We start from the raw sequence: 20,204 nt of genomic DNA, 5'->3' as shown, positions 1-20,204 counted from the left end.
CGCCGCACCGGGAGCGGCACCCAGCAGCCGTTGCTGCAGGGACAGTTCGGCCGCCTGCCGCAGTCCCGCCCGCCGATGTGCCGTCCAGGCGCTCACCGTGCGGCCGCCAGTGCGGACTCCGCCCGTCGGGCATGGGTGGTGGGTCCCCAGTGGGCGAGCACCGCGCCCACGGTCATCCCGCCGCCGAAGCCGGCCATCAGCACCGTGTCGCCGTCACCGAAAGCGCCCTGCCGGTGCGCGAGGTCGAGCGTCACGGGCACGGAGGCCGAGCCGGTGTTGCCGAACCGTTCCAGCGCCAGGTGCATGGTCGCCGCCGGCAGCCCGATCTCCGGCCACACCTCGCCCAGCATCACGCCGTTGGCCTGGTGCGGCACGAAGTGGGCCACCTCCTCACGGCGCACCCCGGCCCGGGCCAGCAGCTCGTGCAGCGCACCGGGCAGGTGCTCCTGCACGAACGACCGGACACCACGGCCGTCCATCCGGAAGAAGTGCCCGCCCTCCCGCAGGGTGCGTTCGTCGGCCGGCATCCGGCTGCCCCCGGCCGGCACGCTGATCAGCCGGTACTGGTCGCCACGGGTGAGCAGCAGGGTGTCGCGGATCCCGGAGTGGTCCGGCACCGCGCCCAGCAGGACGGCTCCGGCGCCGTCGCCGAAGAGGATGGCGGTCTTGCGGTCGGAATAGTCCAGGATCCGCGAGTAGATGTCGGCGCCGACGACGAGCGCGTAGCGGCCGTCACCGGCCGTGCGCAGCAGCCGCTCGGCGACCGCGAGGGCGTACACGAAGCCGCTGCACACCGCGTTGATGTCGAACGCGGCGGCGTTCTCCGCGCCGATCAGGTGCTGGACGATGCTCGCGGTGGCCGGCTGCGGGTGGTCCGGTGTGGACGTGGCGAGCACGATGTACGCGACCTCGTCCGCGCCGACCCCGGCCTGTTCGAGCGCGGCCCGTGCGGCGCGTGCCGCCAGGTCCGAGGTGGCGTCCCGGTCGTCGGCCCGGCGCCGCTCGCGTATGCCGGTCTTGCGGACGATCCACTCGTCCGTCACGCCCGCGCCGCGGGCGATCTCCTCGTTGGTGACGACCGTCGTGGGCAGGTACGAGCCGGTCGCCACGATCCCGATGTGTGTCATCAGATTCCCTCCCCTGTCATGACGGCCCGCCGAGTGCGGCCCGCCGGTGTGCCCGGATGCCGCCCCCGACAGCCGCGGCGGCCCTCACCGCGGCGCGCCCGTGAGCAGCCGCGCCCAGCCGTTCCTGCGCGCGTGGGCGGCCAGTTCCCCGTCGTCGCCGACGACCACCGGACGGCCGACGGCCTCCAGCATGGGCACGTCGCTGATGTGATCGCCGTACGCGGAGCTGCGCGCCAGATCGACGCCCGCCACGGCGCCCGCGACGCGCACGGCCCGGCCCTTGGCGGCGCCGATCAGCGGCAGCAGCACCTCGCCGGTGAGGTCCCCGCGCCGGATCACCGGGCGGGTGGCCAGCACATGGTCCGCGCCGACGTCCTCGGCGACCGGATCGAGACAGGCGAAGAAGGACCCGGAGACCAGCACGAGCAGCTGTCCCTCCTTGTGCAGGCGCCGGAGTTCCTCCTCCACCGGCGGCACGAACAGCCCGTCGGGGTTGTCACGCCATTCGGCGAGGTACCAGCGCCGTCCCGTCTCGGCGAGAGCGCGGGCGCTCTCCCCGCGGTAGAAGCCGTAGTAGCGGCGGTTGACCTCGCTGCGCGGCGCCCCCCGCAGGGCCGCGGCCTGCAGCTCGCCCGCCAGCTTCTGGTACGTGCTCTCCGGCTCGCCGCGCGAGCGCAGGTGGAACTCCAGGAAGCGGAACATGCTCTTGACGCGGATGAGCGTCTCGTCCACGTCGGAGAACACGGCCGTCCGGGTCGCCTCGGTCGTGGTCGTGGTCGGTCCTCCCGGACCTGTCCGGCCGGTCACGACGGCATCCGGCTGAGCGCGAAGGAGAAGACACACAGCGGCTCGCCCTTCTGGGTGGCCTCGACCCGCACGGTGTGCAAGGGGCCCGCCGTTGCCGGTTCCCGCTCGGCCGGCAGTGCGCCGGCCAGGGTGTAGAGGGTCACGGAGCCGGCGGTCGGCGCCGGCTCGGCGAGGTCGTCGACCCAGGCGGTGAGCACGGTTTCGTCCTCCAGCTCGCCGAACCGGGTGAACCGCACGTCCAGATCGGTGACGAGCGTCTTCGCCGTGGCGATGCCCTGGACGTCCTGGGCGGCGAGCAGGGCCAGCTGGCGGGCGCCCTCGGCGATGACCATGCCGGGCAGATGGTCCTGCGGGTGGTCGAACAGACTGGCGTGGTGCGCGGGGATGCGCAGCAGCGCCTGGGCCACGCGGTCGGTGACGGCGGCGTCCACGAGGACGACGTTGTCCGGGTTGGCGCGGCCGACCAGGTGCGGCGGCACCGGCGTCCCCGGCGTGCTGACGGGGTACGTCGCGGAGGACGGCAGCGCCAGTCCGTCCCGGTTGTTCAGCCGCAGGGTGAGATATCCGGTGGGGGTCTTGAAGCGCAGCCCGACGGCGGCCTCGCCCACGGCACGGCCGTCGGCGGTGGTCAGCGCGAGCACGTAGTCGAGACCGGTGACCCGTCCTTCGCGCTCCTTGCGGCTGGTGATCCGCACCGCCATCGCCAGGGAGAGCGGGGAGGCCCCCACGACGAGCGTGGCCGGGTGGTCCAGCCGCAGGCTCAGGTGCGTGAGGATGAACTTGTTGTCGGCGGGCACCCCGAAGAACCGGTGGGCGCCGGCGAGCGCGGCCTGGCGGCACGTCTCCAGGATGAGCAGCGGGTCGTAGCCGGCGGGGCGCAGCAGGTGGTCGCCGTAGTAGGCGTGGGAGCGGGGCAGTTGGGCTGCGGCCGCGTAGTGCTCGTCATCGACGGGCTGCAGGTCGGTGAGGAACACCTCGCCCAGGGCGTCCCGGTGGACCAGCGAGCGGTCCACGGTGCGGGTGTAGTCCAGGGCCGGCATGCCCTGGGTCGCTATGTCGGGGGCAGTCGTCATGGATTCCTGTCTTTCTGTCGCGGATGGTGCTTCCTGCTCTGTGTCGTGCTGGTCGTTGCGGGCTTCGGGGCGGCACCACGCGGGCGGAGGGACGACTGCACGAGTCGTCCCTCCGCGGTGGTGCCGGGTGCGCGGTACTCGCCGGATGGGACCGCTGCGCGCGTCAGGCCGGGTACACGTCGCCCGGGAGCTTGCGGTCCGCGCCGACGGTGCCGATGTGCCAGTACGGGTACGGCGCGGTGGTCTCGCTGACCTTGTCCAAGCGGGCCAGCTCGTCCTCGGTGAGGGCCCACTCCATCGCCTGGAGGTTGTCCTGGAGCTGGTGCGGCTTGGTGGCGCCGACGACCGCGGAGGTGATGGCCGGCTTGGCGAGCACCCAGTTCAGGGCGACCTGGGCGACGCTCGCACCGCGCTCCTCGGCTATCCGCGCCATCTCGTCGACGATGTCGTAGGCCTGGTTCTCGTCGGTGAGCGGAGCGGACTCGGCGGGGGTGCGCTGCGCGAGCCGGCTGCCGTCGGGACGGCCCTCGCCCCGGCGGTACTTGCCGGTGAGGAAGCCGCCGGCCAGCGGCGACCAGGCGGTGATGCCGACGTTCTGGTCGACGGCGAGCGGGACGATCTCGCGCTCGAGGTCGCGGCAGCCGATGTTGTAGTAGCCCTGGTAGCACACGAAGCGGCTGAGGTTGCGGCGGTCGGAGACCGACAGCGCCTTCATCAGCTGCCAGCCGGCGAAGTTGGAGACGCCGATGTAGCGGATCTTGCCGGCCCGGACCAGGTCGTCGAGGACGCGCAGGGTCTCGTCCAGCGAGGTGCGCGGGTCGAAGCCGTGGATGTGGTACAGGTCGATGTAGTCGGTGTCCAGGCGGCGCAGGCTCGCCTCGACGGCCGCGTACAGGTGGTGGCGGGTGGCGCCGATGTCGTTGGGGTCGTCGGTGATCCGCCAGCGGCCCTTGGTGCCGATGATGACGCGGTCGCGAACGTTCTTCAGCGTGCGGCCGAAGAACTCCTCGCCCATGCCGTTCTTGTAGACGTCGGCGGTGTCGAAGAAGTTGATGCCGGCGTCCAGGGCCTGGTCCATCATCCGCGCCACGTTCTGGTCGTCGACGGTGCCGAACTCCGACCAGTTGCGGTCGGCGGCGCCGAGGAAGCTGGCGCCGCCGCCGAAGGTCATGGCGCCGAAGCACAGCTCGGAGACGGACAGTCCGGTGTCGCCCAGGTAGCGGTAACGCATTCTCTCCTGCTTTCGGTTGATTGCGGGTGGTGCGATCGCGCGGACGGCGCTGTCCGCGGCGCGGGTGGTGTGCGGGGCCCGAGGGCCCGGGGAGGGAGCGCCCGGGACGGGGGGTTACCGGACGCTCCCGGCTTGAGGGGGCGGTGGCGACTGGTCAGCCCGTCGCGTCCGCGAGGTGGCGGTCCTTGACGACCAGGTAGGTGACGAGCGCGCCGGCCGCCGCGAGCACCGCCAGGAAGACGAAGGCCACGTGCATGCCCGAGGTCAGGCTGCGGGCGACCGCGTCGAGTGCCTCCGGGCGCCGGGCGGGTGCGACGGCGGACAGCGCGGAGTCGATGCGGCCCTGGGTGGCCTCGCCGGCCAGGCGGGCGGCCTGCCCGGTGAACTGCGGGGCACGGTCCGTCAGTTCGCCGCGCGTGTAGGAGGCCAGGAAGCCGCCGCCGGCGGCGATGGCGACCGTCTCACCGGTGATGCGCATCGTGTTGAAGATGCCGGAGGCCATGCCGGCCCGTTCCACGGGTACGACGCTGACCGCGGCGTTGTCCATGGCGCCGAAGGCCGAGCCGACGCCCAGGCCGAAGACGAGCAGCGGGCCCACCACGGCGGCCGGGGACTGCCCGGGTTCGAGGACGACCAGCCAGAGCGAGCCGATGGCGATCAGCACGGAGCTGGCCGTGAGCAGCACCCGCGGCGAGACGCGGTCGGCGACCAGCCGGCCGATCAGCAGGGGCAGCGCGAAGACGGGCAGCATCAGGGGCAGCAGCAGGAGGCCCGACTCGGTGCTGGACCGGCCGCCGACGCCCGTGAAGAAGGGCGGCAGGAAGTTGATCAGCACGACGAAGCCGAAGGTGATGGTGAACGGCTGGCACACCACCACCACGAACGTCGGGTTGCGGAACAGCGACAGGTCGAACATGGGCCGGGCGACGCGCTGTTCGACCACGACGAACGCGGCCATGAACAGGAGGAAGCCGGCCAGCGAGCCCAGGGTGACCGGGTCCCCCCAGCCGCGCTCGCCGCCCTCCACGAAGGCGAGCGCGAGCAGGAACAGGCTGCCGCTGAAGGTGATGAGTCCGGCCACGTCGACGCGGGTGGCGTTCGGGTCCCTGGATTCCCTGATCCGGGACATCAGGGCGAGGGCCACGGCGCCGAGCACCACGTTCAGCCAGAACACCGCGCGCCAGCCCGCCAGGTGGACCAGGGCGCCGCCGAGCACCGGCCCCACCGCGAGACCGGCGCCGAAGGAGGCGCCGAGGACGCCGAAGGCCTGGGTGCGCCGCCGGCCGGAGAACGAGGCCGCCAGGATGGCCGCGCCGCTGGTGAGGACTCCGGCGGCGCCGATGCCCTGCAGGGCCCGGGCGATGTCCAGGACGACGATGTCCGTGGAGAGTGCCGCCACGGCCGACATGGCGCTGAACACGATCGTGCCGACGGCCAGGACACGGCGCCGGCCGAACTGGTCGGCCAGCGAGCCGGCCGCCAGCATGCACGCCGCGAAGGTCACACCGTAGGCGTTCTGCACCCACTGCCCCGCCGCGACACCGGCGTCGAGGTCGACGGTGAGGTCGGGCATGGCCACCGCTGGTGCGGTGACCGCCAGCGGGAGCAGCACGCTGGCCAGGGCGACCGCGATCATCACGACGCTCGAGCCCGTGCCGTCCCGACTCTCCGGCACCAGAGGCCGGGTCTCGGTCTGCGTGGTCATGTCCCCTCTTTCCTCGGCTTCTTCTCGTCCGCCGCGTACGGCTATAAGATACAGGAGGACTGTAAGACGTCTGATGGTCATCGTCAATCTGAGATTCATCGCCAACATGACAACGGAGGAACCATGACGAGCAGGGAACCGGGGAGCAGGGAACCGGAGAAGCCGGCGTACGAGCAGGACGAGGTGCTGATCGTGGGCGCCGGGCCCACCGGGATGATCACGGCCTGCGAACTGCTGCGGCGCGGGATACGGGTCCGCGTCGTCGACCGCGCCCCCGAACCCTCGCCCTTCCCCAAGGCGCTGCTGGTCTGGTCGCGCAGCATCGACCTCTTCGAGGACCTCGGGGTCCTGCCGGAACTGCGCGACGCCGGCATCCAGATCAACGCCTTCAGCTACTTCTCCGAGCGCCGTCGGCTGGCCGCTTTCCACTTCCCCCAGCACCTCAGCCCCGTCTGCCTGCCGCAGAACGAGACGGAACGCATCCTGCGCGCCCGGCTGGAGCAGCTGGGCGGCAAGGTCGAGCGCGGGGTCCGCCTGCTCACCCTGGAAGGCCTGGACTTCTCCGGCCGCATCGACGGCACCGAGCCGGTGACCGCCGTGCTGGAGCACTCCGACGGCCGTGTCGAGCGCGCCCGGGTGCCCTTCCTCGTCGGGGCCGACGGCGCCGGCAGCGCCGTACGCGCCCAACTGGGCAGCGGATTCACCGGATCCACCTACGAGAGCGCCTTCGCCCTCGTCGACGCCCGGATCAAGGGCCGGCTCCCGGCCGATCAGGCGCTGTACTACCAGTCCCCCTCCGGCGCCCTGGTGGTCGTGGCGCTGCCGGACGGGGTCTTCCGGTTCTTCTGCAGCCTGCCCCCCGGGGAACGGGTCAGCGTGGAGAACATGCAGCGGATCGTCGACGAGCGCGGTCCCCGGGGCGTCAGGATCACCGAGCCCGTGTGGGTGTCGGAGTTCCGCATCCACGCCCGGCACGCAGGCGAGTTCCAGCTCGGCCGGGTCTTCATCGCCGGGGACGCCGCCCATGTGCACAGCCCCGCGGGCGGTCAGGGGCTCAACACCGGGATGCAGGACGCCCACAACCTCGCCTGGAAGCTGGCCGCGGTGATCCGGGGTCAGGCACCGTCCTCCCTGCTCGCGACCTACGGGCCGGAACGCTCGGCGGTGGCGCGGCGCGTCGTGCGGGACACCGACATCCAGACGCGCGGCTGGCTGGTGCGCCGGCCCTCGGCGGTGGTGGCACGGGACGCGGCCTTCCGGGCCGCCGGGCGCACCGGGCTGTTCCGGCTGTACGCGCCCGTGATGGCGGGCCGCCGGCTGTCCTACCCCGCGACCCGCCCCACCCAGGTCCCCGGCTCCCGCTCCGCCTGCCGGCTGCGCTCCCGGCTGCCCGGGGGCCTGACCGTGGGCGCGGTCTTCCCCCGTGAACTGGCCGTTCCGCACGGCTTCGCGGGCCCCGCCGAACGGCCGCACGACTGGACGCTGGCCGTCGTCGGCCGCGACGCCGGCACGACCTGGGGCGAGCAGGTGGCCGGGGTGACGGCGCCCTGGCCCGAGGTGGCGACCGTGTCGCTGGCCGCCGTCTCCGCGCGGATCTCCACGGGCTGCGGTGCACAGGGCTACTACCTGGTGCGGCCCGACGGCCATATCGCCGCCCACGGTCACCAGGGTGACCTGGGGCGGCTGCGCTCCGAGCTGACCGAGTGGCTCGGCGCCCGCTGACCCGCCGGAACAGCGGGAAGGGGGTGCGGCCCGCGGGCCGCACCCCCCTTCCTCGTCTCCGGACGGCCCGCCGGTCAGGCGACCTGCTCGGCCGGCTCCCCGAGGCCCAGCGAGATCTCACCCGTCGTCAGCAGGTCGAGAACCTGGGCCAGTTCGAGGTCCTCGGGGGTGGCCGTGCGGAAGACGAAGTGGCGCAGACCGGCCTGCTCGGGACCGCCGAAGAAGCGGAAGAAGCCGATGTCGGCACCGTGCGCGGCGAAGGACTCGTACAGGAAGACCGAGCCGCCCGGCACGAGCAGCCCCCGGCCCGCCGCCATCAGGTCACCGGAGGCGGCCTCGTAGAGCACGTCGAAGGTGTCGGTGACACCGTCCAGGTCGTCCAGCACCCGGCTCGCGCCCAGCTCCGCCACCTCGGCACCGCGCGCCGGGTCGTGGACCACGCCGGTCACCTCGGCGCCCAGCGCGGCGGCCAGCTCCACCAGCAGGCGGCCGATACCGCGGTCGGCCCCGGTCACCATGACCCTGCGGCCGGAGACGGTCCCGGCGCCCCGGACCAGGCGCAGCGCGGTCAGCACCGCGACCCGCAGCGCGGCCGCCTGCTCGAAGCTGACGTGGTCGGGCAGGACCACGGCGTACTCGGACGGGATCGCCATGCACGGCGACCACGTGCCGGCCGACGCCACGCCCACGATCCGGTCACCGGGCAGCGGGCTGAAGCCCTCGGGGGCGCCGCGCAGCACCACCCCGGCGACGTCCCATCCCCGCAGCCAGCCCTCGGGCAGCGGCTCCGCCTTGATCATCTCGTCGTGTTCCGGGGCCACCGCCCGCACCGCGACGAGGATCTCGTCGTCGGCCTGCGGCGTGGCGGCGCTCTGGGCCGCGAGGGTCTGCCGGAACGTGAACTGCTCGGTCATGAAGGGTCCTTTCCTGCATGAGTCCTGCATGAGTTCTGCGTGAGTTCTGCAATGAGTCCTGCGATGAGTCCTGCGTGGGTGGTGCGTGGGTCGTGCGTGGGTTCCCGCAGGGGGTCTTACGGCGGTACGCCGGCTCACGCGTCCTCGGTGACCAGCACGGCGGTGCCGTCGAGTTCCTCCACCGCCACCACCTCGAACGCGTCCGGCCGTTCGTCGACGCACGCGGCCAGCGTCAGATGGCCCTCCAGCACCCGGAACCTGATCCAGGCGTGGGTGTGGTGGTCGTCGGGGACGCCGGGCGCCAACCGAACGCGCAGCTGCAGCCGTTCCTCCCGGCCCACCGCGACCTGCGCGGCGGTGACCTCTCCCGTGGCCACCGCCAGGCAGACCAGCTCCTGGGCGGACACGGCCCGGCCGTTGAGGCGGGCGTACGGCGCCGCACTCCCGAAGACCCGCAGGGCCGGGCCCGGCAGCCCGCAGGTGCAGGTGGCCGGCTCGCCGCGGTCCGGGGTCCGGTAACGGATCAGCGGCGGGTTGCGGGCCGGGTGCATCGAGGTCACCAGCAGCCGTCCGTCGGCGAACTCCACGTGCTGATGCGGGAGCGGGTGGTAGACGTCCAGCAGACACTGCGGGCCGCGGTGGCCGATCGCCCCGGTGCTCGGTGTCCCGTACAGGCGCCAGACCTCCGTGTACGGGAAACGCTCGGCGATCAGCCAGTCCGGAGTGGTGTCGTGGGTCGCCCCGCCCAGCAGCAGGGTGCGCAGCCAGGGCACCGGGCGACCGGCCGCGGTGCCGGAGAGCAGCCGCTGCATGGCCTCCGGCGGGGCCGCCACCGCGGTGACGCCGAGCCTGGCGAGGAGGTCCAGCCAGTCCTCGTGGCCCCCGTCGGGCAGCCGGCCGAGGGCCAGTGCGGTCGCGCCGGACTCCGCGGCGAGATGGTTGCAGAAGTAGTGGTCCTGGCTGAGGCGGCCCGGCGGATGGAGATTGGCCAGGACGTCGGCCGGACGCAACGGGTTCCACACCGTGCGCACGTCCGGCGCGAACATGTCCGCGGGCAGCAGGGTCAGGGCCGGATCGGCTAGCGTGCCCCCGTCCGCCCACAGCAGCGCCGGACCCGCGCCGTCCGGCCGGCTCAGCGCCTCCTCGGTGGCCCGCGCGAGGTCTTCCCGTGTCATCACCGGCAGGTCCGTCAGCGCCGGCGCCGCCCCTTCGCCCAGAAAGGGGGCGTACCGGGATGCCAGGTGCGGCAGCCGTGCGGCGCGGCGGAGCAGTAAGGCCAGCGTGTCCGTGTCCGCCGCCTCCCGCACGGCTGTGACCCCCGGCGTGTGGTGATCCAACAGAGCTCACCCCTCCTTGCTCAGGTACGGCAGCCGCCGTACCGCCACACTAAACCAGAGTCCTGATTTGGTCTAGAGTCTTTTTTTGTATCGGAGACCACGTATTTCATGCATCCTAGAAGATGCTTGAGCTTGAGTACATGTTTAGACTACGATCGATCAAGAAGGACGTGACACTCACCACCCACACGCGAGGGGGATTTCTTGATGGGTGCAGAGCGCACGGAAACGCCGATAGCCGTCATAGGGATGGGGTGCCGCTTTCCGCAGGCCCGGAACATCGAGGAGTTCTGGGCAGGACTGGTCGGCAACGTCGACGCGGTGACGCCGATCCCACCGGAACGCTTCGACGTCTCAGCCCACTACGCCCCGGCCGCGCGCACCCCCGGTCGTACGGTCTCCCGGCACGGCGGCTTCGTGCCGGACCCGTTCGGGTTCGACCCGGGTTTCTTCGGCATCTCCCCGGCCGAGGCCCTCACCATGGACCCGCAGCACCGGCTGCTGCTGATGGTGGTCCGGGAGGCCCTCGACGCCGCGGGCATCCCCGCACCCGACATACGGGGCAGCACGGCCGGGGTCTTCATCGGCCAGGCCACGGCGGACTACGCGGGCCGGCCGGCCGGTGAGGACAGCCTGGCCGCGCACACCCTGCGCGAAGCCACCGGGAGCCACTTCCGCGCCATGGCCGCCGGACGCATCTCCTACGACCTCGACCTGCGCGGTCCCAGCATGACCGTGGACACCGCCTGCTCCTCGTCCCTGGCCGCGGTCCACATGGCGCGCCAGAGCCTGCTGTCCGGCGAGACCGATCTGGCCATCGCCGGCGGCGCGAACATCATCCTCTCGCCGCGGGACGCCGTCGCCTTCTCGCAGGGCGGCATGCTCTCGCCGGACGGCCGGTGCAAGTTCGGCGACAGCGACGCCGACGGGTTCGTCCGCAGCGAAGGCGTCGGCGTCGTGGTCCTCAAGCGGCTGCGGGACGCCGAGGAGGCCGGCGACCCGGTGCTCGGCGTCCTGCTGGGCAGCTCCGTCACCAACGACGGCCGGGCCGGCGGCTCGCTGATCAAACCGGCCGTCGACGGCCAGGCGGCCATGCTCCGCGAGGCCCTGCGGTCGGCGGGCGTGAGCGCCTCCCAGCTCCACTACGTCGAGGCCCACGGCACCGGCACCCCTGTCGGGGACACCGTCGAGCTGCGCGCGCTCACCCAGGTCCTGCGCGAGGACGGGCCGGTGCGCCGGCGGCTGCCCGTCGGTTCGGTCAAGTCCAACATCGGGCACACCGAGGCGGCCGCGGGCGTGGCCGGTCTCATCAAGGCGCTCCTCGTCGTCCGCCACGGGCTCGTCCCTGCCTCCCTGCATCTGCGGGACCCCCAGCCGCTGCTCACCGAGGACGACTGCCCGGTGGAGGTGGTGACGGCCAACCGGCGGCTGGAGACCGGTGGTGAGCGCGCCCTGGCCGGGGTGAGCTCCTTCGGCCTGTCCGGCACCAACGCCCATGTGGTGGTCGCCGCCGCGCCCGCGCCGCCCGCCGTGACGGCACACGGCCCGACCGAGCTGCCCGCCGGCCGCCCCGCCCACCTGCTGGTGCTGAGCGCCCACTCGCCCACCGCGCTGCGGCGCACGGCGGCGGACCACGCCGACTTCCTCGGCGCGGACGGCGCCGGGCGCACCCTGCCGCTGTGGGACGTGTGTGCCACGGCGGCGCTGAAGCGGCAGGCCCACCCCTACCGGCTGTGGGCCGTCGGCGCCGACCACAACGAACTGGCCGAGGTGCTGCGCGCGCTCGCCGAGGACCGCCCGACCGACCACGGCGGCATGGGCGAGGCCGGCTTCGGCGGCCCCCGCCCGACGGCCTTCGTCTTCCCCGGCCAGGGCTCCCAGTGGACCGGCATGGAACGCTCCCTGCGGGCCGCGAGCCCCGCCTTCGCCCGGGCGCTGACCGAGTGCGACGCGCTGGTGCGAGCGGAGACGGGCCGGTCCGTGCTGCGGACGCTGGCCTGCGCCACCGGCGACTTCCCCGACGATGTCGCCACCGTGCAGCCGGTGCTGTGGTCCATGCAGGTCGCGCTCGCCGCCCTGTGGCGCGACATGGGCGTCGACCCGGACGTCTGCGTCGGGCACAGCATGGGCGAGACCGCGGCGGCCGCCGTCGCGGGCGGACTCACCCCGGCCGCCGCGGCGGCCGTGATCTGCCGTCGCAGCACGCTGATGCAGAGCGTCACCGGCCGGGGCGCGATGCTGGCCGTGGAACTCTCCCCGCAGCAGGCCCGGGACGCGATCGCGGAGGACGGCGGCGCCGTGTGCGTCGCCGCGGAGAACGCGCCGCGCTCCTGCGTCCTGGCCGGTGACACCGACGCCCTGCGGCGCATCGCCGCGCGGCTGGAGCGGCGCGAGGTCTTCCACCGCCTGGTCCAGGTCAACGTCGCCTCCCACTCCCCCGCCATGGAACCGCTGCGCGAGGAACTCCTGCGGTTACTGGCCGATGTGACGCCCCGTCAGGCAGAGGTCCCGATCCTGTCCACCGTGACCGGTGCCCTGCTGACCGGCCCGGAGCTCGACGCCCGGTACTGGATGGACAACCTGCGCGAGCCGGTCCTCTTCCACGACGCGATACGCCACCTGGCCAAGGAGGACACGCCGGTCTTCGTGGAGATCAGCCCGCACCCGCTGCTGCAGAGCGCGATCGGCGACACCCTGCGGGAAGCCGGCTGTGCGCCCACCGTGGTCGCCTCCACGCACCGCCGCCGCCCGGACGGACCCCTGACGCTCGCCCGGTCACTCGGCGCCTTCTTCGCGTACGGCGGCCGGGTCGACTGGGAGCGCTGGTTCCGCGGCGAGGTCCGCCGGGTCCCGCTGCCCGCCCGCCCCTGGGACATCGAACCGCTGCGGCGCCCCCTCGCCCCGCCGCCCCCGGCGCCCCTGCGGTCCGCCACCGACGTCCGCGCCGACCTGCGCGAGGCGTTCGTGCGGATCGGCGGGCTGGCTCCCGTGCCGCCCGCGGTGCATCTGGCCGTCCTGCACGAGGCGGTCGCCTCGGCTACGGCCGCCACGGATCCCGGTGCCGTCACCATCGAGGACGTCCGCCTGTCGGACGAGCTGGTCGAGATACCCACCGGACACGCGGAGCTGGCGCTGCGCGTGCACACCGAGGCACGGGGCGGGACGCTCGCCGCCGAGGTGTACGCCGGTGCGGGGACGGCGCGGACGCTCTGCCTCACGGCGACCGTGCGCAGCGGCGCGGACCGTACGGAGTCCGGGACGGGGGCGACGGCGGGGGCCGCCCCGGCCTGGCGGGAACGGCTCGACACCGCGCTCGACCGCTGCCGTACGCACCGCACCCGGGACGAGTTCCTGGCCGGGCTCGCCACCCGCGGCTACGAGCCGAGTCCGGCGCTGGTCGCCGTACGCCACCTGTGGCGCCGGGACGGGGAGGCCGTGGCGCAGCTGCACCGCCCCGTGATCTCCGGGCCCGCCGCCTGGGAGGCCTGCCTGCTGCCGCTGCTCGCCGCGATCCCCGGATCGGTGCCGGCGCACACCGGATACCGGGTGACCGGCCTGGACCGGGCGCGGTTCCGCGACGCGCTCGCACCGGAGTGCTGGGTGCACGCCACGTTCCGGACCGAGCGGGGCGGAGCCCCGGCGCGCGCCGACGTGGTCGTCCTGGACCCGGACGGGCGGCCGCTCGCCGAATTCCAGGGGATCCGGCTGTGCCGCCTCGGCGCGGCACCGGCCGGACCGGCCACCGTGCGCCCGCTGTGGGAGCTGCGCCGGTCGGCCGAGGCGCTGGTCGCCGGGTCGGTACGGACGCTGCGTTCCGTCGGGACCGGCGAGCTGACCCGGCTCCCCGGGCTGCTCGCGCAGCGGCTGCGCCGGGCGGTGCGGGTGACCGGGGCGGCGCCGGTCCGGACCGGTGCGGCGGCTCCGCCCGCGCCGGGCTCCACCCGCGCACTCCGCGCGGTACCGGCCCCCGCCGAGGAGCCCGTGCGCACCGAGGCGGACTCCGGACGCGCCGATGCGGCCACCCGGTTCGTCGAGATCGTCGCGGGGGTGGTCGGCACCCGTCCGGCACGCATCGACACCCGTCGGCGGCTGTGCGACTACGGCGTCGACTCGCTGTCGGCCGCGCAGGTGCGCAGCCGCGTCCGGGACGAGCTGGGACAGGACATGCCCCTGGCCCGGCTGCTCGGCGACAGCACCCTGCACGCGCTGGCGCAGGGGCTGGCGGCGGCCTGCTGAGCGGTGGGGGCGGCCTCTCCCGGAGGCCGCCCCCATGGAAACATGAACTATGACTCATTGATAGATCGTGATACATGTAAAGCGGAGGGCCCTGGCCGGCCCTCCCCGACGGGGGCCACGCCGGTGACAGGAGCGAACATGACAGAGAGGCAGTCGGTGGCCCCGGGCCGCCGCGAACGCAACAAGCTGCGCATCCGCAGCCGCATCTACGACTCCGCACTGGAGCTGTTCACGCGACAGGGCTACGAGCAGACCACGGTCGACGAGATCACGGAGGCCGCGGACGTCGCGCGTGGCACGTTCTTCAACCACTTCCAGCGCAAGGAGGACGTCATCGCGGCCTGGGGGGAGACCCGCCGCGAGCTCCTGCACGGCGGGCTCGCCGCCGAGGGCCTCAGGCCGGACGGCGAGGAGAGCACCGCCCATGCGCTGCTGCGCTGTATGAGCATCCTCGCCGACATCAGCCTGCGCGACGCCGACCAGACGCGCGCGCTGCTGACCGCCTGGGTGAAGGCGGGCTTCCCGCTGCACGAACAGCCGTATGTGAGCGACACGTTCGCCGCCTTCGTGGAGGCCGGACAGGACCGCGGCGAGATCCGCCCCGCGGTCGACGCCCGGCTCGTGGGATTCATCCTGCGCGACGTCTATCTCGGCGCGCTCTTCCGGTGGGCACAGCCGGACGCCGGGATGGACCTGGAGGCGGAACTGCACGCCGCGTGCACCACGGTTCTCGAAGGGGTCCTGGCCGGGGACACGACGGCGCGCTGAGGACCGGTCCGGGGCGGGTCAGCCCGCGGCGGACGCCGGCACCCGGACCCGCCAGGGAATCCACGTCGCGGCCAGGGTGACGACGAGGGCCGAGACGGCGATCGTGGCCATGCCCAGGGTCAGGTTCGTCGCGCTCGCGACGAAGCCGATCAGGGCGGGCCCGGCCAGCAGGCCCGTGGTGCCCATCGCGGCGACCAGCGCGAGGGCGTCGGAGCCGTGACCTGCGGCCGCGACGTACACGCAGGGGGTGACGGCGGCCGCACCGAGGCCGACGCAGGCGAAGCCCAGGAGCGTCGGGACCACCCCGCCGGCCGGCAGGGCGAGGGCCAGGCCGGCGGCGGCCACCGCGCTGCCGGCCCGGACCACCCGCCCGTCGCCCCAGCGGGTGCGCCAGCCGTCGGCGAACACCCGGGCCAGCAGCATCATCACGGAGACGACCGCGATGCCCAGCGGCGCCACCGTCGCCGACGCCCTGACGACGTCCTTCAGATAGAGCGTCGACCAGTCGTTCATCGCGCCCTCGGTGATCGTGCCGAAGGCCATCGCGCAGCCCATCAGCAGGGTCGGCCGGGACGGGCGGGTCAGGCGCCGGTTCCGCTTCGGCTCGCCCGGGGCCTGCGGTTCCGTATGGGTCAGCAGGCCGGAGCGGGCGCCGGCCGGCAGGAGCAGCAACAGGGCCCCGGCGACGGTGAAGTGCGCCGGGACGGACGCGGTCAGGGTGGTCACACCGGAGGTCAGCAGGGCGGCGGCGAGCAGGCCGGCGCTGAACGTGGCGTGCAGCTGGGACATGGCGGTGCGGTCGTATGTCTTCTCCAGTGCCGCGCCCTGGGCGTTCATGGCGACGTTGAGACAGCCGACCGCGATTCCGTCGGCGCAGGTGGCCGCGAGCGCGAGGGGGTAGTCCGGTACGGCGGACAGGGCGGGCAGTACGGCGACGAGGCACAGGGCGGAGGCCTGGGACAGGCGCCGCGAGCCGAGGCGGCGCATCAGGACGGCGACGAGCGGGAAGGAGGCCGCGGCACCGGCCCCGCAGGCCATCAGCAGCAGGCCCACCTCCCCGGCGCCCAGGTCCAGCCGGGTCTTCAGGGCGGGGAGGCGGGAGACCCAGGTGCCGTACTGGAAGCCGAGGAAGCAGAAGAGCGCGGCGATCGACCACTTGGCGCGCTGGAACGAGGGTGCGCCCATCAGCTCGCCTTCCGTACGGCGGTGAGCTGCGCCGACATGTACACCGCGCGGGGGCCGTAAGCGGCGGGGAGGCGCGCCTCGGGGTGGGCGCGGTAACCGTTGGCCCGCCAGAAGGGTTCCTTGCCGGCGACCGCGATCAGGGACATGGTCCGGAAACCGCGGGTGCGGGCCATGCCCGTCAGGTGGCGGGCCATACGGGTGCCGAGGCCTCTGCGCCGCAGGGGCGCGGTGACGAGGAGGTCGTGCAGGTGCAGGTTGGCGGAGCAGTGGGGGGTCTTGTCGGGCCGGGACAGGTCGGGGTAGCTGAATCTGGGGTAGGGCAGGGCCAGTACGTAGCCCGCGATCCGGCCGTCGAGGTCCAGGACGAAGCAGGTGCCCGCCGCGGCCCGGGAGCGCAGCGCGGCCTCGCCCTCCGTGAGCGAGGTGTCCGCGTACGCCTCCGCCTCCAGGGCCACGACCTGGGGCCAGTCGGCCTCGGTGATGCCCCGTATGAGGTGTGTCATGTCAGTGCTGTCCTTCCTGGCCGCGTACGCAGACGCACGGCAGCGGGCTGATGCCGTTGAACCCCTGGGTCATGTAGCTGGTGGCGTAGGCACCGGCGGACAGGATCCAGACCGGCTCCCCGGAGGTGACGGACCGCGGCACCAGCACCGGGTGCCGCCCGTCGCCGTAGGCGTCGTCGCTGTCACAGGTGGGGCCGGCGACGATCGCGGGGATGTACTCCTCTGTGCCGGGGTGGTCCGGGAAGACCATCCGGTGCGTCAACTGGTCCATTTCATAAAGTCCGTTGAACTTGCCGCAGCTCAGATAGAGCCAGTGGGCCTCGGTCCCGTCCGGCTGCCGGCGCCGGGTCAGGCGGGAGACGTGGGCGCGGACGGCGCCGTGGTCGGCCACCAGGTGGCGGCCGGGTTCCATGACGAAGTCGAGCGGCGAGGAGGTGAGGTCGCGCAGGTGGTCCATGCCCTCGCGGAGCACGGTGAAGATCTTGTCCAGGGGCGGGTCGAGGGGGTTGCCGTGGCGGTCCTGGTAGCCGAGCGCGGGCAGGCCGCCGCCGAGGTTGACGTGGTCGAGTACGATCCCCCGCCCGGCCAGCGCCGTCAGTGTCCCGGCGAGGGTGTCGAGGGCCTGCTGCCAGCCCTCGCCGGTCATCTGCTGGGAACCGACGTGCACGGACAGGCCGGCCGGGGTGAGACCGGCCGCGCGGGCCGTGGCCAGCACCCGGACGGCGTGGTCGGGGGCGCAGCCGAACTTGCGGTTCAGGCCCCACAGGGCGCCGTCACCTCCGGTGGCCAGGCGGCAGAACACCCGTGCCCCTGGGGCGTGTGCGGCGATGGCGGTGACGTCTTCGATGCTGTCTGTGGCGAACGTGCGGACACCTAGGCGGTGGGCTTGGGAGATGTCGTGGTCGGACTTGATGGTGTTGCCGTAGTGGATGCGGTTCGGCTGCGCGCCGGCGTGGAGGGCCTGGGTGATTTCGGCGGGGCTTGCCGCGTCGAACCCGGTGCCTCTGGCGGTCAGGCAGCGCAGGACTTCGTCCACGGGGCAGGCCTTGAGTGCGAAGCGGATGTCGATGCCGGGCAGCTCGCCCAGAAGCGTGTCGTATTGGTGCTCTATGCCGGTCAGGTCGTAGATGATGCGGTCGGATTCGGCTGCGGCAAGTTGGGGGGCGAGGGGTTCGCCGAGTGGTCTGCTGCGGCTTCGTCGTGGTTGATCGCGCCCGCGCGGCGGTAGCCGCATATCAGACAGGGCCCCGCGCCCCTGTGGGGCGCTCATGTGCGGGCTGCTTCGATCAGTGCCGGCCAGGCCTCGATCAGGTGAGCGAACTCCGCCATGTCCCGCTCCGCCTGGTCCATCAACCGCGCCCGTCCTAAGGTCAGTTGCTCCGCAAACGTCGCGTACCGGCCGCCGAGCTTGCGATACGCGGTGTCGATCCGGTCCAGGCGCCAGACGTTCTCGGCGCGGTCCAGGGCTGTGCTCTCGCGCAGGAACTCCACGATCCGGTCGGCCCGCACCTGATCCCGCTCATCCAGGAGCCCCGCGCCTTCCGCGGCCATCCGGTCGTAGACGTCGTGGAAGTAGAGCATCGACAGCAGGAACTTCACGAACCGGCGCTGGTAGGCCGGGAAGCCGGTGTCGGTGCGGCGTTCGGGGGTGTGGAAGTTCTCGATGTGGCGGTTGTGCAGGATGCCGGGGAGGCCGGCGTCGTGGACCACGTGGAGGAGGAAGTAGTCGCTGCCGATGGTGTCGGTGGCGGGTGGCAGCGGGATCCGTTCGTAGACCGCGCGGTCGAAGGCGATGTTGCACATGTCGACGCGCATGGGATCGACCACGGTGAGCGTCGCCCGGTCGCCGGTGAAGGGTGCCGTGCCCGCGCCGGTGAAGGACTCCTCGACCAGCTCCCGTTTGCGCTCCTCCGGCCAGCCGCCGGGCGCCCAGAGGCCGACGACGTCGTGGTAGATCCCCTCGTCCAGCCGCCGTATCTCCCCGATGTCGACGGAGAGTTCACCGATGAAGGAGGCTCCGGCGAGGGACACCGGGCGGCGCAGCCGTGTCCGGTCGAGGTCGGTGCGCAGACCGGCGGCCGTGGCCTCGGCGGCGGTCCTGCCCAGCCAGGGCAGTTCGTGGTGGACGGGGAACACCGGCTGTCCGGCGTGGAGTTGGTAGGTGCTGTCGGAGTCCCTGCGGTGCAGCGAGTCGCAGCCGAGGGCGGCGGCCAGCAGGAAGGCGCGGTTGGTGCAGGCGCCGTAGGACACGGCGGGCGGGAGCATCAGGCGCAGGAGGCGGTCGGGGGCGGGCAGGCCGGCCCGGTCGATGGTCCGGCGCAGGAAGGCGCGCTGGGCGTCCTCGTCGAGGTGGTGGACGGTGACGTGGGGTGCTGGGGGCAGGGCGGCTACGGCCCGGGCGTGCTCGGCGCGGGTTCGGTCGCCGGAGGAGTCGAGGACGAGCAGCTGGACGTCGGCGTCGAAGTGGCGGGCGGCGTAGGCGGCCTCGGCGCCGAGGGCGGTGATGGTGGCGGAGCAGGGCCGGTTGGTGGGCAGGCAGAGGCAGATGCGGTTCACGGGGCCTCTTCCGCGGCGGTGGTCCAGGAGTCCAGTCCGAGCAGCCTTCTGCCGAGCGGGGTGAGTGTGGCGGGCCCGTAGCGGTGGGCCTCCGGCTCGCGGGCGTCGCCGAGGAGGGTGGCGTTCCAGGTGGGGGTCGCGAGGGTGCGCCAGGACTCGATCCGGGAGTCGCGCAGCGCCGTGTGCTCCTCCAGGGCGGGCATCATCGACAGGTACTGGACGGCTCGGACAGCGTTGTCAGAGAGGTTCGGTGCCACGCCGTGCGCCAGCAGCCCGTTGAAGATGAGCAGGTCGCCGGCCTGGAGGTCGGGGCGGACCACGGGGAACTCGGCGCGGTCGGTCCCGGGCCGGACCGGGTCGCGGCCGGCCGGCTGGGCCACGCGCCACTCCTCGAAGCGGCGGAAGAGTTCCGGGGCGCACTGGAAGCCGCCGAGTTCGGGCCGGGTGTCGCCCAGGGCGATGATGCCCTGGACGCGCTGCGGGAGCACGGCGAGGGTGGTGTCGACGTCCCAGTGCAGTTCGATGTCGAAGCCCTCGTCGGTGGGCTCGATCAGGGAGCGCGAACGGGTGCGCATGTTGGGCGGGTTGAGGCCCAGCCGGTCCAGGGTGACCCACAGCTCCTCGCAGTCCCACACGTCCACGAACGCGTCGTGGACCCGCCGGGTCTGGCGGCTGTCCCAGATGAGCTGGTGGTGGTAGGCCTCGACGAACCCGTAGATGAAGAGGTGCCGGTCGAGTTCGGAGCGGAACTCCGGCTCGTCGTACCAGGTGTCGGGCTTGTCCGGGTCGAGGCCCTGGAACTGCCAGGCGAAGTCGAGGAGTTGCTTGGCCTCGCCGGGGGTGATGGCCTCGCGGACGACGACATAGCCGTACGTCTGCCAGAAGGCGAAGTCCTCTTCCGAGAGCACCCTGAGGGGCTGGGACTTCTCGATGTGGCGCAGTGGGGTGGGCGTGAGGTAGGTCTCGCCGTCGGCGCTGAAGTAGGGGCGCGCGGAGGCGGCTCGGTGGAGGTGGGGGTGGAGGTGGGGCGTTTGCATGCG

At 72.9% G+C, this 20,204-nt stretch carries 15 protein-coding genes; 3 read left to right on the top strand and 12 right to left on the bottom strand.

From position 1 onward, the window contains the following. Window positions 1–92 precede the first annotated feature (92 nt). From ACWC0C_RS04100 to ACWC0C_RS04080, 5 genes are all read right to left on the bottom strand, one after another. Window positions 93–1,127, bottom strand: coding sequence for a 3-oxoacyl-ACP synthase III family protein (locus ACWC0C_RS04100; protein ID WP_450861420.1), 1,035 nt, complete (start codon window positions 1,125–1,127; stop codon window positions 93–95). A gap of 84 nt (window positions 1,128–1,211) precedes the next feature. After that, complete coding sequence (locus tag ACWC0C_RS04095; protein WP_449194803.1) at window positions 1,212–1,934, bottom strand: HAD family hydrolase; 723 nt, start codon at window positions 1,932–1,934, stop codon at window positions 1,212–1,214. Then, window positions 1,931–3,007, bottom strand: a complete 1,077-nt coding sequence (locus tag ACWC0C_RS04090) for a ScbA/BarX family gamma-butyrolactone biosynthesis protein (protein WP_450861418.1) — start codon at window positions 3,005–3,007, stop codon at window positions 1,931–1,933. Before ACWC0C_RS04090 ends, ACWC0C_RS04095 begins: the two co-directional genes overlap by 4 nt. 163 nt (window positions 3,008–3,170) lie before the next feature. Then, entirely contained in the window at window positions 3,171–4,238 is a 1,068-nt protein-coding gene (locus tag ACWC0C_RS04085; protein ID WP_450861416.1) for an aldo/keto reductase, read from the bottom strand. Window positions 4,239–4,392: 154 nt separating this feature from the next. Further along, window positions 4,393–5,943, bottom strand: a complete 1,551-nt coding sequence (locus tag ACWC0C_RS04080; protein WP_449194806.1) for an MFS transporter — start codon at window positions 5,941–5,943, stop codon at window positions 4,393–4,395. A 123-nt stretch (window positions 5,944–6,066) separates the two neighbouring features. On the opposite strand from ACWC0C_RS04080, the gene ACWC0C_RS04075 reads away from it, so the two are divergent. Continuing rightward, on the top strand, window positions 6,067–7,665 hold the full coding sequence (locus tag ACWC0C_RS04075) for an FAD-dependent monooxygenase (RefSeq protein ID WP_450861414.1): 1,599 nt from the start codon (window positions 6,067–6,069) through the stop codon (window positions 7,663–7,665). A gap of 74 nt (window positions 7,666–7,739) precedes the next feature. Here the strand turns inward: ACWC0C_RS04075 and ACWC0C_RS04070 are convergent, their stop codons facing one another. Together ACWC0C_RS04070 and ACWC0C_RS04065 are read right to left on the bottom strand one after the other, a co-directional pair. Further along, window positions 7,740–8,579, bottom strand: a complete 840-nt coding sequence (locus ACWC0C_RS04070; RefSeq protein WP_449194808.1) for a zinc-binding dehydrogenase — start codon at window positions 8,577–8,579, stop codon at window positions 7,740–7,742. Between the two features lie 134 nt (window positions 8,580–8,713). After that, the gene (locus ACWC0C_RS04065) at window positions 8,714–9,916 is read right to left on the bottom strand and encodes a hypothetical protein (RefSeq protein ID WP_450861412.1); all 1,203 of its coding nucleotides are present in this window, start codon (window positions 9,914–9,916) and stop codon (window positions 8,714–8,716) included. A gap of 207 nt (window positions 9,917–10,123) precedes the next feature. Between ACWC0C_RS04065 and ACWC0C_RS04060 the strand changes: the two genes are divergently transcribed. Together ACWC0C_RS04060 and ACWC0C_RS04055 are read left to right on the top strand one after the other, a co-directional pair. Continuing rightward, window positions 10,124–14,152 (top strand): type I polyketide synthase, encoded by a 4,029-nt coding sequence (locus ACWC0C_RS04060; RefSeq protein ID WP_450861410.1) that lies wholly within the window; start codon window positions 10,124–10,126, stop codon window positions 14,150–14,152. A 138-nt stretch (window positions 14,153–14,290) separates the two neighbouring features. Continuing rightward, complete coding sequence (locus tag ACWC0C_RS04055; protein ID WP_450861408.1) at window positions 14,291–14,920, top strand: TetR/AcrR family transcriptional regulator; 630 nt, start codon at window positions 14,291–14,293, stop codon at window positions 14,918–14,920. 18 nt (window positions 14,921–14,938) lie between these two features. On the opposite strand, the gene ACWC0C_RS04050 is transcribed toward ACWC0C_RS04055, so the two are convergent. From ACWC0C_RS04050 to ACWC0C_RS04030, 5 genes are read right to left on the bottom strand one after another with little or no spacing between them, the layout of a single operon-like run. Then, window positions 14,939–16,105 carry an MFS transporter gene (locus tag ACWC0C_RS04050; RefSeq protein ID WP_450861407.1) on the bottom strand — a complete coding sequence of 389 codons (1,167 nt, stop codon included), beginning with the start codon at window positions 16,103–16,105 and terminating at the stop codon, window positions 14,939–14,941. Continuing rightward, complete coding sequence (locus ACWC0C_RS04045; protein ID WP_450861405.1) at window positions 16,105–16,608, bottom strand: GNAT family N-acetyltransferase; 504 nt, start codon at window positions 16,606–16,608, stop codon at window positions 16,105–16,107. Before ACWC0C_RS04045 ends, ACWC0C_RS04050 begins: the two co-directional genes overlap by 1 nt. 1 nt (window position 16,609) lies before the next feature. Next, window positions 16,610–17,878, bottom strand: a complete 1,269-nt coding sequence (locus ACWC0C_RS04040) for a type III PLP-dependent enzyme (protein WP_450861404.1) — start codon at window positions 17,876–17,878, stop codon at window positions 16,610–16,612. Further along, complete coding sequence (locus ACWC0C_RS04035; RefSeq protein WP_450861402.1) at window positions 17,875–19,164, bottom strand: DUF6271 family protein; 1,290 nt, start codon at window positions 19,162–19,164, stop codon at window positions 17,875–17,877. Before ACWC0C_RS04035 ends, ACWC0C_RS04040 begins: the two co-directional genes overlap by 4 nt. Then, complete coding sequence (locus ACWC0C_RS04030) at window positions 19,161–20,201, bottom strand: phytanoyl-CoA dioxygenase family protein (protein WP_450861401.1); 1,041 nt, start codon at window positions 20,199–20,201, stop codon at window positions 19,161–19,163. Before ACWC0C_RS04030 ends, ACWC0C_RS04035 begins: the two co-directional genes overlap by 4 nt. Between the last annotated feature and the right edge of the window lie 3 nt (window positions 20,202–20,204).

It is taken from the genome of Streptomyces sp. NPDC001709 (genome assembly GCF_053596375.1).
Note: the sequence above shows the minus strand (reverse complement) of the source record. Positions and strands in the feature narration are given on the sequence as shown.

Coding starts and splice junctions, on each gene's coding strand:
- ACWC0C_RS04100 (WP_450861420.1), bottom strand. CDS start 1,127: ATGACACACATCGGGATCGTGGCGACCGGCTCGTACCTGCCCACGACG.
- ACWC0C_RS04090 (WP_450861418.1), bottom strand. CDS start 3,007: ATGACGACTGCCCCCGACATAGCGACCCAGGGCATGCCGGCCCTGGAC.
- ACWC0C_RS04030 (WP_450861401.1), bottom strand. CDS start 20,201: ATGCAAACGCCCCACCTCCACCCCCACCTCCACCGAGCCGCCTCCGCG.
- ACWC0C_RS04075 (WP_450861414.1), top strand. CDS start 6,067: ATGACGAGCAGGGAACCGGGGAGCAGGGAACCGGAGAAGCCGGCGTAC.
- ACWC0C_RS04080 (WP_449194806.1), bottom strand. CDS start 5,943: ATGACCACGCAGACCGAGACCCGGCCTCTGGTGCCGGAGAGTCGGGAC.
- ACWC0C_RS04070 (WP_449194808.1), bottom strand. CDS start 8,579: ATGACCGAGCAGTTCACGTTCCGGCAGACCCTCGCGGCCCAGAGCGCC.
- ACWC0C_RS04060 (WP_450861410.1), top strand. CDS start 10,124: ATGGGTGCAGAGCGCACGGAAACGCCGATAGCCGTCATAGGGATGGGG.
- ACWC0C_RS04040 (WP_450861404.1), bottom strand. CDS start 17,878: ATGAGCGCCCCACAGGGGCGCGGGGCCCTGTCTGATATGCGGCTACCG.
- ACWC0C_RS04050 (WP_450861407.1), bottom strand. CDS start 16,105: ATGGGCGCACCCTCGTTCCAGCGCGCCAAGTGGTCGATCGCCGCGCTC.
- ACWC0C_RS04055 (WP_450861408.1), top strand. CDS start 14,291: ATGACAGAGAGGCAGTCGGTGGCCCCGGGCCGCCGCGAACGCAACAAG.
- ACWC0C_RS04085 (WP_450861416.1), bottom strand. CDS start 4,238: ATGCGTTACCGCTACCTGGGCGACACCGGACTGTCCGTCTCCGAGCTG.
- ACWC0C_RS04045 (WP_450861405.1), bottom strand. CDS start 16,608: ATGACACACCTCATACGGGGCATCACCGAGGCCGACTGGCCCCAGGTC.